13 protein-coding genes and 1 tRNA gene are annotated in these 12,697 nt (G+C 71.7%); 6 read left to right on the forward strand and 8 right to left on the reverse strand.

Annotated features, from left to right (window positions below; genetic code table 11):
• Positions 1 to 195: 195 nt before the first annotated feature.
• Positions 196 to 2,706, reverse strand: coding sequence for a leucine--tRNA ligase (gene leuS / locus ACFO9I_RS04235; RefSeq protein WP_379178130.1), 2,511 nt, complete (start codon positions 2,704 to 2,706; stop codon positions 196 to 198).
• Between the two features lie 170 nt (positions 2,707 to 2,876).
• Here leuS and ACFO9I_RS04240 point away from each other — a divergent pair, with 170 nt between their 5' ends.
• The 4 genes from ACFO9I_RS04240 (at position 2,877) to ACFO9I_RS04255 (ending at position 6,356) form a co-directional block, all read left to right on the forward strand.
• The gene (locus ACFO9I_RS04240) at positions 2,877 to 3,647 is read left to right on the forward strand and encodes an SDR family NAD(P)-dependent oxidoreductase (protein WP_379178132.1); all 771 of its coding nucleotides are present in this window, start codon (positions 2,877 to 2,879) and stop codon (positions 3,645 to 3,647) included.
• Between the two features lie 78 nt (positions 3,648 to 3,725).
• Positions 3,726 to 5,195, forward strand: a complete 1,470-nt coding sequence (locus tag ACFO9I_RS04245) for a flavin-containing monooxygenase (protein ID WP_379178134.1) — start codon at positions 3,726 to 3,728, stop codon at positions 5,193 to 5,195.
• Positions 5,159 to 5,431, forward strand: coding sequence for a heme NO-binding domain-containing protein (locus ACFO9I_RS04250; protein WP_379179382.1), 273 nt, complete (start codon positions 5,159 to 5,161; stop codon positions 5,429 to 5,431). The genes ACFO9I_RS04245 and ACFO9I_RS04250 overlap by 37 nt, the downstream gene beginning before the upstream one ends.
• A gap of 7 nt (positions 5,432 to 5,438) precedes the next feature.
• A complete protein-coding gene (locus tag ACFO9I_RS04255; protein ID WP_379178136.1) occupies positions 5,439 to 6,356 on the forward strand; it encodes a sensor histidine kinase in 918 nt (305 codons plus the stop codon).
• Here the strand turns inward: ACFO9I_RS04255 and ACFO9I_RS04260 are convergent.
• From ACFO9I_RS04260 to ACFO9I_RS04290, 7 genes are all read right to left on the reverse strand, one after another.
• Positions 6,341 to 6,709, reverse strand: coding sequence for a metallopeptidase family protein (locus ACFO9I_RS04260; protein WP_379178138.1), 369 nt, complete (start codon positions 6,707 to 6,709; stop codon positions 6,341 to 6,343). The two genes, ACFO9I_RS04255 and ACFO9I_RS04260, sit on opposite strands and share 16 nt — an antisense overlap.
• 44 nt (positions 6,710 to 6,753) lie before the next feature.
• Positions 6,754 to 7,137: a VOC family protein gene (locus ACFO9I_RS04265; protein ID WP_379178140.1), complete on the reverse strand. Its 384-nt coding sequence runs from the start codon at positions 7,135 to 7,137 to the stop codon at positions 6,754 to 6,756.
• Positions 7,138 to 7,230: 93 nt separating this feature from the next.
• Positions 7,231 to 7,303 (reverse strand) — tRNA-Ala (locus ACFO9I_RS04270).
• A 44-nt stretch (positions 7,304 to 7,347) separates the two neighbouring features.
• A complete protein-coding gene (locus ACFO9I_RS04275; protein ID WP_379178142.1) occupies positions 7,348 to 8,064 on the reverse strand; it encodes a histidine phosphatase family protein in 717 nt (238 codons plus the stop codon).
• On the reverse strand, positions 8,054 to 8,440 hold the full coding sequence (gene rsfS, locus ACFO9I_RS04280) for a ribosome silencing factor (RefSeq protein ID WP_379178144.1): 387 nt from the start codon (positions 8,438 to 8,440) through the stop codon (positions 8,054 to 8,056). Before rsfS ends, ACFO9I_RS04275 begins: the two co-directional genes overlap by 11 nt.
• Complete coding sequence (gene nadD / locus ACFO9I_RS04285) at positions 8,437 to 9,030, reverse strand: nicotinate-nucleotide adenylyltransferase (protein WP_379178146.1); 594 nt, start codon at positions 9,028 to 9,030, stop codon at positions 8,437 to 8,439. The genes rsfS and nadD overlap by 4 nt, the downstream gene beginning before the upstream one ends.
• 188 nt (positions 9,031 to 9,218) lie before the next feature.
• Positions 9,219 to 10,478, reverse strand: a complete 1,260-nt coding sequence (locus ACFO9I_RS04290) for a glutamate-5-semialdehyde dehydrogenase (protein WP_379178148.1) — start codon at positions 10,476 to 10,478, stop codon at positions 9,219 to 9,221.
• A gap of 127 nt (positions 10,479 to 10,605) precedes the next feature.
• Here ACFO9I_RS04290 and ACFO9I_RS04295 point away from each other — a divergent pair, with 127 nt between their 5' ends.
• Both ACFO9I_RS04295 and ACFO9I_RS04300 read left to right on the forward strand, forming a co-directional pair.
• Positions 10,606 to 12,090 (forward strand): lysyl oxidase family protein, encoded by a 1,485-nt coding sequence (locus ACFO9I_RS04295; protein ID WP_379178150.1) that lies wholly within the window; start codon positions 10,606 to 10,608, stop codon positions 12,088 to 12,090.
• Positions 12,091 to 12,128: 38 nt separating this feature from the next.
• Positions 12,129 to 12,635: a DNA polymerase ligase N-terminal domain-containing protein gene (locus ACFO9I_RS04300; protein ID WP_379178152.1), complete on the forward strand. Its 507-nt coding sequence runs from the start codon at positions 12,129 to 12,131 to the stop codon at positions 12,633 to 12,635.
• Positions 12,636 to 12,697: the final 62 nt, after the last annotated feature.

The following is a 12,697-nucleotide window of genomic DNA, read 5'->3' on the forward strand; positions in this document are numbered from 1 at the left end:
GGCGGTGGGACGCAGGTCGGGACGAGGACGGCCCGCGGCGAGCGGGGGCGTCGTGGAGGGCGAGGCCCCCGGCCAGGGCGGCGGACCCGGTGACGAGGCCCGCGGACAGGATGGTTCTCCGAGATGTCTGCACGCACGCGAGCCAACCGGCGGTCGGCGACCACCGGTTGGCCGCGCATGACGCGCAGGGGTCGATCAGACGACGACGTTGACCAGCTTCGGCGCGCGCACGATCACCTTGCGCACCGGGCGCCCGTCGATGGCGCGGACCACCGCCTCGTCGGCCATCGCCAGCGCCTCCAGGTCGGCCTCGCTGATGTCCGGCGAGACCTCCAGGCGGGCCTTGACCTTGCCCTGGATCTGGACGACCGCCGTGACGGCGTCCTCGACCAGCAGCGCGGGGTCGACGGTCGGCCAGCCGACGCGGGCGACGGTGGGCTGGTGGCCTAGCCGCTCCCACATCTCCTCGGCGGTGTACGGCGCCACCAGCGACAGCAGGATCGCCACCGCCTCGACCGCCTCGCGCACCGCCGGGTCGGCCCCGCCCGGGCCGGAGTCGATCGCCTTGCGGGTGGCGTTCACCAGCTCCATCGTGCGCGCGACCATGACGTTGAACCGGTGGCTCTCCACCAGCACCTCGGCGTCGCGCAGCGTCTTGTGCGTGACCTTGCGCAGGGCCACGTCACCGCCGGCCGGGTCGACGCCGGGGGCGCTGGTGACGTCGCCGCTCAACCGCCAGGCCCGCTGCAGGAAGCGCGCCGACCCTCCGGGCGAGACGTCCGCCCAGTCGATGTTGTCCTCGGGCGGGCTGGCGAACACCAGCGTCAGACGGACGGCGTCGACACCGAACTCCGCCAGCTGGTCCCCCAGGTTGACGCCGTTGCCCAGCGACTTGCTCATCTTGCGGCCGTTGTTGATGACCTTGCCCTGGGACAGGTACGCCGAGAACGGCTCGTCCCAGCTCACCATGCCCATGTCGCGCAGCGCCTTGGTGAAGAAGCGGGCGTACAGCAGGTGCAGCACGGCGTGCTCGTCGCCGCCGACGTACAGGTCGACGGGACCCCACGCGTCGGCCAGCGCACTGTCGAACGCCTGGGTGTCGTCGTGCGGGGAGACGTAGCGGAAGAAGTACCAGGACGAGTCCACGAACGTGTCCATGGTGTCGGTGTCGCGGGTGGCCGGGCCGCCGCACGTGGGGCAGCTGACGTTGACCCAGTCCGTGGCCGCCCCCAGGGGCGAGGTGCCCTTGGGCTTCAGGTCGGCGCCCCGCAGCTCGGGCAGCTCGACGGGCAGCTGGTCCTCGGGGACAGGCACCTCACCGTCGACCGGGCAGTGGATGATCGGGATCGGCGCGCCCCAGTAGCGCTGGCGCGACAGCAGCCAGTCGCGCAGACGGAAGTTGACCGTGCCCCGGCCCAGCCCGCGCCGTTCCAGGAACGCGATGGTCGTGGACTTGGCCTCGGCCACGCCCATGCCGGACAGGTCGATCTCGTCGTTGGCCGAGTTGATCGCCGGCCCCTCCCCGGTGAAGGCCTCACCGTCCCAGTCCTCCGGCGGCGCGACGGTGCGCACGATCGGCAGGTCGAACGCCTTCGCGAAGTCCCAGTCGCGCTGGTCCTGCCCGGGCACCGCCATGATCGCGCCGGTGCCGTAGTCGGCCAGCACGTAGTCCGCGGCGTACACCGGGATCCGGGTGCCGGTCAGCGGGTTGGTGGCGTGGACGCCCAGGAACACGCCGGTCTTGGGCCGGTCGGTGGACAGCCTGTTGATCTCGGTCTCCTTGCGGACCTCGACCAGGTAGTCGTCCAGCGCCTGCCGCTGCTCGTCGGTGACCAGCTCGGAAGCCAGCGCCGCGTCGGCCGCGACGACCATGAACGTCGCACCGAACAGCGTGTCAGGACGAGTCGTGTAGACCGTCAGGGGCTCCTCGCGGCCCTCCACGACGAAGTCGACGTGGGCGCCCTCGGATCGGCCGATCCAGTTGCGCTGCGCGTTGACGACCTTGTCCGACCAGGTGGGCTGCAGGTCGTCCAGGCAGTCCAGCAGCTCCTGGGCGTAGGCCGTCGTGCGGAAGTACCACTGGGTCAGCTCACGCTTGGTGACCTCGGCCCCGCAGCGCTCGCAGGCACCGTCGACGACCTGCTCGTTGGCCAGCACGGTCTGGTCGTTGGGGCACCAGTTGACCGGGCTGTTCTTGCGGTAGGCCAGCCCCTTCTCGTGGAACTTCAGGAACAGCCACTGCGTCCACCTGTAGTACGACGGGTCCGAGGTGTTGAACCGTCGCGACCAGTCGAAGCTCACGCCGTACCGCTGGAAGGACTCCAGCTGGGTGGCGATGTTGCCGTAGGTGTAGTCGGCCGGGTGCGCGTCGTTGCGGATCGCGGCGTTCTCGGCGGGCAACCCGAAGGAGTCCCAGCCCATCGGGTTCAGGACCTCGTAGCCCTTCTGCCACCAGTAGCGGGCGATGACGTCGTGCAGGGCCGTCACCTCGGCGTGGCCCATGTGCAGGTCGCCGCTGGGGTACGGGAACATCGTCAGCGCGTACTTCTTCTCGCGCGGGCTGTCGTCGTCGGCCCGGAACGGCTGCAGCTCGTCCCACACGGCCCGCCACTTGGTCTCGGCCGCTGCGGCGTCGTACGTCGCGCGCTCGTCGCCCTCCCGCGCGTCGGCACGCCCGTCGTCGGCGCTGGTTGCCTGCTCGCTCATCTCGTCTCTCCCACGTCTGGTCGGTGATCTGGCTCCGGGCACAAAAAAGCCCCTCGGGCACGAGGGGCAGCCGCGTCGATGTGTGCGTGTCGACGCGGCTAGGTAAGGAGCAGGATCCTCCGCATGACACCCATGGTACCGAACCTCCTCCGGGTGGCTACAGTCGCGGCATGGCCGACAAGACCGTCCCCGACCTGTTCCGACTCGACGGCAAGGTGGCCGTGGTCACCGGTGCCTCCAGCGGGCTGGGCGTCGCCTTCGCGCGGGGCCTCGCCGAGGCGGGGGCCGACCTCGCCCTCGGCGCCCGCCGCGCCGACCGGCTCGAGGACACCGCCCGACTGGTCGACGCCACCGGGCGCCGGGCGCTCACCGTCGCCACCGACGTGGCGGACCCGGACTCGTGCACGAACCTCGTGGCGCTGGCGATGGAGGAGTTCGGCCGGGTCGACATCCTGGTCAACAACGCCGGCATCGGCACCGCCGTGCCGGCCACGAAGGAGACGCCCGAGCAGTTCCGGCAGGTCATCGGCGTGAACCTCAACGGCTGCTACTGGATGGCGCAGGCCTGCGGCCGGGTCATGCAGCCGGGGTCGAGCATCATCAACATCTCCTCGGTGCTCGGGCTCACCACGGCCGGTCTGCCGCAGGCGGCGTACGCCGCGTCGAAGGCCGGCCTGATCGGGCTGACCCGTGACCTGGCCCAGCAGTGGACCGGCCGCAAGGGCATCCGGGTCAACGCGATCGCCCCGGGCTTCTTCGAGTCCGAGATGACCGAGCAGTACCCGCCCGGCTACCTGGAGTCCCAGGGCCAACGGATCCCCGTCGGCCGCAAGGGCGACCCGGCCGAGCTGGCGGCCACCGTCGTCTTCCTCGCCTCCGACGCCGCCGGCTACATCACTGGCCAGACGCTCCCGGTCGACGGCGGGATGACCATCACCTGACCCGCGGGGGGGCGCCCGGTCGGTCCGGTGCCGCGAGACCGCCTCCCGGATTTCCGTAACGTGTTCTACCGTCGCTCCATGAGCACACCACGGGTGGTCGTCATCGGGGCGGGCTTCGGCGGGCTCGGGGTCGCGCAGGCCCTGCGCAGGACCGGGATCCGGGACATCACGATCCTGGAGCGCGCCGACGAGGTCGGGGGCGTCTGGCGCGACAACACCTACCCGGGCGCCGCGTGCGACGTGCCGACCCCGCTCTACTCCTGGTCGTGGGCGGTCAACCCGGAGTGGGGCCGACGCTACGGTCCCCAGCCGGAGATCCTCGAGTACCTGCGCCGCGCGGCGGGCGAGGCCGGGCTGCTCGACCTGGTCCGCACCGGGGTGGAGGTCAAGGCCGCGGAGCACGACGACTCCCGCGGCTGCTGGCGGGTGACCACCGGCGACGGGGAGACCCTCGAGGCCGACGTCGTCGTCTCGGCCGTGGGCCAGCTGTCGAACCCGGTCGTGCCGAGGATCCCCGGCGCCGAGACCTTCGCCGGTCCGGCCTTCCACTCCGCGCAGTGGCGCCACGACGTCGACCTGACGGGCAAGCGCGTCGCGGTCGTGGGGACCGGCGCGAGCGCCATCCAGTTCGTGCCCGGCATCGTCGACCGCGTCGGCTCGATGACGGTCTTCCAGCGCTCGGCGCCGTACGTCGTCCCGAAGCCGGACCAGGCCTACGGACCCCGCCACCACGCGCTCTTCCGCCGGCTGCCCTGGACCCAGGCGGCGGAGCGCCGGACGGTGTTCTGGGTGACCGAGAAGCTCAACGCCGCCCTCGGGGGCGACTCGTGGCTCTCCACTCCCCTGCCCGCGCTGCTGCGCACCGCCTTCCGCCTCCAGCTGCGCCGCCAGGTGCGCGACCCCGAGCTGCGCCGCAGGCTGGTGCCGGACTACCCGATCGGGTGCAAGCGGCTGCTGTTCTCCAACGACTGGTACCCCGCCCTCGACCGAGACCACGTCGACGTCGTCACCGACCGGGTCACCGGGATCGAGCCGTCCGGCCTGCGCACCGCCGACGGGCGCCTCCACGAGGCCGACGTGCTGATCTGGGGCACCGGCTTCGCAGCGACCGACTTCCTCGCCGACATCGAGGTCCGCGGCGCCGACGGCGCCGACCTGCACGAGGTCTGGGCGGACGGCGCGCGGGCGCACCTGGGCCTGACCGTCCCGGGCTTCCCCAACCTGTTCTGCGTCTACGGGCCCAACACCAACCTCGGCGGCAGCTCGATCATCGCCATGATGGAGGCGCAGGCCGGCTGGATCGCCCAGGTCGTCGGCCGCATCGCCGACGGAGGGGCGCGGCGGGTGGCCGCGCGGCCCGAGGTCGCCGAGGCCTACGACCGCGAGATGCAGCAGCGTCTCTCCCGCAGCGCCTGGGCGGGCTGCGACAGCTGGTACCGCGACGGCGAGCGGATCACCACCAACTGGCCCGGGCGGGTGCAGGAGTACGTCGACCGGACCGCGACCGTCGACTGGTCGGAGCTCGAGGAGCTCGGCGGCACCCGGTAGCGGAGCTCCGTCCGTCATGCGCTCCGCAGGCCACGCCGCCGGACTTCGCGTTCGACGAGACGGACCCCGACACGCTCGTCGTCCACTACCGCTCCGCGCGCCGGCTCTGCGTCCTGGCCATGGGCATGATCGAGGGCGCCGCGGCCCACTACGGACAGCGTGCCGAGGTCGCGCAGACCTCGTGCACGCTCGACGGCGCCGACCACTGCGTCCTCAGCGTCTCGTTCGCGGCGTGACGCATCGATGACCACCACGGCGGGCCGCTGCACGACGAAGACCTCGGGTGAGTCGGAGGAGCTGCTCCGGCTGCGACGACAGCTGGAGCGGGAGAGGTCCCGGAGGATCGCCGCGGAGAACATCGGCGAGCAGGCCACCGCCGACCTCTACTCGACCGTGCAGCAGCTGCGCGCCGCGCAGGCCGAGCTGGTCGATCGCACCCACCGGCTCGAGGAGCTCGACCGGGCCAAGGACGCCTTCGTCTCCAACGTCTCCCACGAGCTGCGGACCCCGCTGACCAGCATCAGCGGCTACCTCGAGCTGATGGCCGAGGGCGCGCTCGGCGAGGTCTCGACGTCGATGGCGCGGGGCATCGACGTGGTCACGCGCAACGCCGCCCGGCTCACCCGCCTCGTCGAGGACCTGCTCACGCTCTCGACGTACGACGACCGAGGCGTCCGCCTCGAGCTGTGCGACGTCGACCTCGCCGCACTCGTGGCCGACTGCCACCGCAGCCTGCTGCCGACGCTGGCCCACCGTTCGCTCGACGTGGCGCTGCGGCAGCAGGCCGCTCTGCCCACCATCCGCGCCGACCTCGCCCAGGTCGAGCGGGTGGTGCTCAACCTGCTCACGAACGCGACCAAGTTCACCCACGACGGTGGCCGGGTCACCATCGACGTCGAGGCCGGCAGCCGGGACACCCTCGCGCTGACCGTCAGCGACACCGGCATCGGCATTCCCGAGGCGGAGCTGGGGCAGGTCTTCTCGCGCTTCTTCCGGTCCTCGCTCTCGGTCGCGGCCGAGATCCAGGGCACCGGCCTGGGCCTGGCGCTGACGAGGACCATCGTGGAGCTGCACGGGGGCAGCGTCCGGCTCGAGTCCGTCGAGGGGATCGGGACCACGGTCACCGTGGTGCTGCCGATCGACGCTCAGAACCAGCCGTAGGCGCGCAGCTGGGCCTCGCTGAGGCCGAACGCGTGGCCGACCTCGTGACCGAGGACCTTCAGGACCCTCGGCGCCACCTCGTCGCGGCTGCGGCAGACCGCGAGGATCGGGCGCCGGTAGAGCGTGATGACGTCGGGCAGGCTGCCGGGGACCCGGCCCCCGACCCGGGTGTGCTCGATGCCGCGGAACATCCCGAGCAGGAGCACCCCGGGCTCGGCCTCGCCGGGCTCGGGCTGCTCGCGCACCACGACCGCGATCTCGGCGACCAGTCGCAGCGCCTCGTCCGGCAGCTGGTCGAGCGCGTCACGGACCAGCTCGTCGAACTCCTCGCGTCCGACCGCGTCCGCATCCACCACCCCATCCTGTCCGCCGACACCAACCGCCGCGGTCCAGCACCTCATCCGTCGTCGCGGCACAGGCAGAAGGGGTGGCCGGCCGGGTCGAGGAGGACCCGGACGTGCTCCTGGGGCTGGGGCGTGGCCACGGTGGCGCCCAGCGCGACCGCGTCGGCGACCGCCGCGTCCAGGTCGCCGACCTCGAAGTCGAGGTGCATCATCGGTCGCTGCTGCCCGTCACCGGGCGGCCACTCGGGGGCCCGGTAGCCCTCCGCTTCCTGGAAGACCAGGTAGGCGGTCCCTCCCGGCACGGCGAGCACGGTCGTGCCCGGCTCCTCGTGGCCCAGGGGCCAGCCCAGCAGCTCGGAGTAGAACCTCGCCAGGGCGCCGGGGTCCGGCGCCTCGATGGCCGCTCCCCACCACATGCCGTCGACTCGGGATCGCATGGCCCAGCACCCTGCCGCACGACCCGGGTCGCGTCCACAGGTGCGCGAGAAACGCAGAAGGCCGGATCCGTCTGGATCCGGCCTTCTGTCCGGTGGAGCTGAGGGGACTCGAACCCCTGACCCCCTGCATGCCATGCAGGTGCGCTACCAGCTGCGCCACAGCCCCATCGCTTCCCTTGGCTTCCGCCGCGGTGAGCAACGCGTGGAATATTAGCCACTCGGTGCGTCGGTTGCGAAATCGGGGGTCCCCGTAACGGTCAGGACACCCGGATGAGCGGTCTCGTTGTAGGAGCTGAGGCGCAACCGGCCGCTGCGGTGCTCGGTCACGCTGGCCCATCCGCAGTTGTCCATGACGAAGATCGACTCGTCGGCCTCGACCGGGAGGCCGAGCAGCGCGACCAGGGACACCTTCAGGCAGGCCCCGTGGGTCACCACGACGCCGGTCTCTCCGGCTGCCAGCGAGTCGAGCATCTCCCGCAGCGCAGGGACCATCCGCCGGGTGACGTCCTCGACGGTCTCCGCGCCGGGGACACCGCCGGTGATGTGGCCGGAGGCCCACCGCGCGTGCGCCTCGGGGTACTTCGCCGCGAACTCGGGGACCGTCAGCCCGGCCCGCTCCCCCACGTCGAACTCACGCACCCGCGGGTCGGGGGTCGCGACCAGACCGGTCGCCGCCTCGACGTACGCCGCGGTCTCGCGGGCGCGCGCGAGGTCGCTGGACCACAGGGCCGCGGGCCGCAGGAGCGCGAGGTACGGCGCCGCCGCGGCCGCCTGGGCGCGACCGGTGTCGTCGAGGGGGACGTCGGAGTGGCCCTGGGCGCGTCCCTCGAGGTTCCAGGCGGTGCGTCCGTGCCGGAGCAGCACGAGCCGGCGACCGCCGGCGGTCTCGGCGACCTCCACCGCTGAGCGCTGTCGCTCAGCGCTCAACCGCGCCGCCCGAGGTGACGTCGGCCGGGAGCTCGATGACGGGGCAGTCGCGCCAGAGCCGCTCGAGGGCGTAGAACTGCCGCTCCTCCTCGTGCTGGACGTGCACGACGATCTCGCCGTAGTCGATGAGGACCCACCGGCCGTCGCGCTCGCCCTCGCGGCGGATCGGCTTGGCGCCGATCTCACGGAGCTTGTCCTCCACCTCGTCGACGATCGCCTTGACCTGGCGGTCGTTGGCCGCGGAGGCCAGCACGAAGGCGTCGGTGATGGCGAGCTGCTCGCTCACGTCGAAGGCCACGATGTTGGTGGCGAGCTTGTCGGAGGCTGCGCGCGCAGCGGTGCGGACGAGCTCGAGGGCGTGGTCAGTGGCGGTCATGCCTGGTCCTTGGCTGGGTAGAGGTGGTGCTTGGCGATGTACTGCACAACGCCGTCGGGCACGAGGTACCACACGGGTTCCCCGCGGCGCTTGCGCTCCCGGCAGTCGGTGGACGAGATGGCGAGCGCCGGGATCTCGACCATCGTCACCCGGTCGGCCGGGATGGAGTCGAGGGTGGCGGCGTCCATCGTGTAGCCCGGGCGCGTGCAGCCCACGAACTGGGCGAGCTCGAACAGCTCCCCCGCGTCGCGCCAGGTGAAGATCTCGGCGAGGGCGTCGGCGCCGGTGATGAAGTAGAGCTCGGCGTCGGGCATGGCCGCGCGCAGGTCGCGCAGCGTGTCGATCGTGTACGTCGGCCCCTGCCGGTCGATGTCGACCCGGGAGACGTTGAAGCGCGGGTTGGCGGCGGTGGCGATCACCGTCATCAGGTAACGGTGCTCGGCGGGTGAGACCTCACGGTCGGACTTCTGCCACGGGTCCCCGGTCGGCACGAAGACGACCTCGTCGAGGTCGAACCACGCCTGGACCTCCGACGCGGCCACGAGGTGGCCGTGGTGGATGGGGTCGAAGGTCCCGCCCATGACCCCCACCCGACGGGGTCCGGGCGAGCGTCCCTCCGTCGCCGGGGAGACGGCCGGGGCGGCGTTCGTGCTCAGCTGTGCTCGCGTCCCGCGCCGAACATGAGGAGTCCGACCAGCATGAAGAGCAGGATGCCCAGGGCGACCGCGCCCACAACCCAGTGATTCATGGCGGACACCCTACCGGTGCGCGTCGGGCGTCAGCGCACGTGGCCGTCCCCGGTGACGACGTACTTGGTCGAGGTCATCTCCGGCAGGCCCATCGGGCCGCGCGCATGGAGCTTCTGCGTGCTGATCCCGATCTCGGCCCCGAAGCCGAACTCCCCGCCGTCGGTGAACCGGGTGGAGGCGTTGACCAGCACCGCGGCGGAGTCCACCTCGGCGACGAAACGGCGGGCCGCCCCCTGGTGCTCGGTGACGATCGCGTCGGAGTGCTGGCTGGAGAAGCGGCGGATGTGGCGGATCGCCTCGTCGAGGTCGGGCACCACGCGCGCGGAGATGTCGAGGGAGAGGTACTCCTGCGCGTAGTCCTCGTCCGTGGCCGGCCGCACGCCGTCGTACGCCGCGAACGCGACGTCGCCGTGGATCGTCACGCCCGCCTCCTGCAGGGCCGCGACGACCCGGGGCAGGAACGCCTCCGCGACGTCCTGGTGCACGAGCAACGACTCGGCGGCGTTGCAGACGCTGGTGCGGTGGGTCTTGGCGTTCACGACGATCGCCAGCGCCTTCTCGAGGTCGGCATGGGCGTCGACGTAGACGTGGCAGTTGCCGACGCCGGTCTCGATGACGGGGACCGTGGACTCCTCCACGACGCTGCGGATCAGGCCGGCGCCGCCGCGCGGGATGAGCACGTCGACCAGCCCGCGCGCCCGCATCAGCACCTTGACGCTCTCGTGCGAGTCGCCGGGGACGAGCTGGACGACGTCGGCGTCGAGGCCGGCCTCGACGGCTGCGGCGCGCAGCACGTCGACGATCGCCGCGTTGCTGCTCCGCGCGCTGGAGCTGCCCCGCAGCAGCACGGCGTTGCCGGACTTCAGGCAGATGCCGGCCGCGTCCGCGGTGACGTTGGGGCGGGCCTCGTAGATCATCCCGACGACGCCGAACGGCACCCGCACCTGCCGCAGCTCCAGCCCGTTGGCCAGGGTGCTGCCGCGCACCACCTCCCCCACCGGGTCGGGCAGCCCGGCGACGTCCCGCAGGCCCTGGGCCATGCCGGCGAGCCGCTCGTCGGTCAGTCGCAGCCGGTCCACGATGTTCGGCGCGGTCCCGCCCTCCTCGGCGCGCCGCACGTCCTCGGCGTTCGCGGCCAGGATGCCGGCGCCCGAGGCGAGCAGCGCGTCGGCCATCGCCTGCAGCGCCCGGTCCTTGCGCGCCCGGGTCGCGAGTGCCAGGGAGTGGCTCGCCTCCCGGGCCCGCCGGGCGGCCTCGAGGACGTCGTGCTGGGTGCTGTCCGGTGCCATGCCTCCGAGCGTAGAGCGCCGCGAGGTCACAGTTCGGCGCGTCTCGGGGCAAAGGCAACCAAATGGCCGTTCACCGCGTCATACGCTCCGCAGGACTTCTCTCACCCGCCGTCTCTAAGGACACCTCGTGCTTCGTCATTCCTGGCGCCCCGGCGCCCGCGCCCTCGGGGTCGCAGCCGCACTCGCACTCGCGGTCCCCGCCGTCACCACCTCCGCCGACGCCACCCCCTCGGCGGCCGCCGAGGGCTCGCCCCTCACCCTGTGGGCGCCCGGCAAGGTCGTCGCCTACTCCTACGAGGGCCAGGTCTGGACCGACTTCGGCCTGCGCCTGATCGCGCCCACCGACCCGTTCGAGATCTACTCGACGCGGGCGTCGTACGACGCCCCGATCGTCAGCGAATGGCACTCCCCCACGGGCACCCAAGTGCTGCCCGAGGAGCTCGCCATGGCCGACTTCACCGGCCTCACCGGCTTCGCCGGCATCACCGTCCGCCGGGTCGACACCGGCAAGCGGGTCGCGAAGATGGACCTCAGCGGCTGCCTGAACGGCTACGACGCGCAGCGGGTCCGCCCGGACGCGCCCGCCCGGTCGACGTACCCGACGAGCTGCCCGTGGAACCCGTACACCCTGGGCTCGGTGATGGGGATCGAGGGGGGCTACGCCAGCCCGCTGCTGCCCGAGTGGGAGAACTCCTACGAGCTCAAGCCCGGCAAGTACGACGTCACCGCGAGGATCGCCCCGGCCTACGCCGACTTCTTCGGGATCGACGCCACGGACGCGAAGGCCACCACCCGCCTGGTCGTCAAGAAGGAGACCGAGGGCGACTACCGTCCCGCCGCCCCGCGCCCCGGGGCCATCGCGAAGCCGGCCGCCCACGCACCCCAGGGCGAGTCCGCGGGCGACATCTCCGGTCCGACGCCCGACCTGCGCTCGCTCCCCGCGTTCGGCATCGGCCTCAACCGCAAGGGCAACGCGCTGCGGTTCGCCGCCACGGTGTGGAACGCGGGCACCAGCCCGATGGTCGTCGACGGCTACCGCGGCGAGGACGGCGACCACATGGACGCCTACCAGTACTTCTTCGACACCGACGGCAACCAGACCGGCTACCAGCAGGTCGGCGAGATGCACTGGCACGCGCAGAACCACCAGCACTGGCACTTCGAGGACTTCGCACGCTACCGCCTGCTCAACGCGGACAAGACCCGCGCGGTGATCTCGGGCAAGAGGTCGTTCTGCCTCGCGAACACCGACGCCGTGGACTACACCGTCGAGGGTGCGGACTGGATGCCGGAGAACACCGACCTGTCGACCGCCTGCGGCGGCCACGACGCCCTCTCGGTGCGGGAGGTGCTCGCGTCCGGCTCCGGTGACACCTACATGCAGTACCGCTACGGCCAGGCGTTCCGGCTCGACAAGGTCGAGGACGGCATCTACTACATCGCGGTGGAGGCGAACCCGCTCCACTCCGGTGCCCGCAACCTGATCGAGTCGGACTACGACAACAACGACTCGCTGCGCAAGATCAGGCTCTCGACCGACAAGCAGGGACACCGCAAGGTGAAGGTGTTCCAGGTCGGCAACATCCTGGAGCCCGACTTCTACGGGAAGTGAGCCGTTAGTCGGCCATGGCTGGCGGGTACCCGTCAGCCATGGCCGGCGATCTCACCCCCGTCTTCGTCGTGCAGCGGCACGACGCGTCGACGCTCCACTTCGACTTCCGCCTCGAGATCGGCGGCGTGCTCGTCTCCTGGGCGGTGCCCAAGGGTCCCTCCCTCGACCCTCGCGACAGGCGGCTCGCCGCGATGACCGAGGACCACTCCCTCGACCACGCCGACTTCGAGGGACGGATCGGCGAGGGGTACGGCGCGGGGACCGTCGTCGTCTGGGACACCGGCCGCTTCGAGAACGTCACCGAGAGGGACGGGGAGCCGGTCACGGCTGAGGAGGCTCTCGCCGCCGGGCACCTGAAGTTCGTCCTGCACGGCAAGAAGCTCACCGGCGCCTTCGCACTCACCCACACCAGGATGGGCGGCGACGAGAAGAACTGGCTGCTGGTCAAGGTCGACGACGAGGGCGCCGACCGGCGCCGCAAGCCGGCCACCACGCAGCCCGAGTCCGTCCTGAGTGGGAGGACGAACGAGGACTTCGAGGAGTAGCAGGGGCGGGGCCCGGGCACGTGCGCGGGCGGTGAGCAGGCCACCGTCCCGCCCCCGACAAC

Source organism: Nocardioides sp. GCM10023255 (genome assembly GCF_042653125.1).
In the GTDB taxonomy this organism is placed as follows: domain Bacteria; phylum Actinomycetota; class Actinomycetes; order Propionibacteriales; family Nocardioidaceae; genus Nocardioides.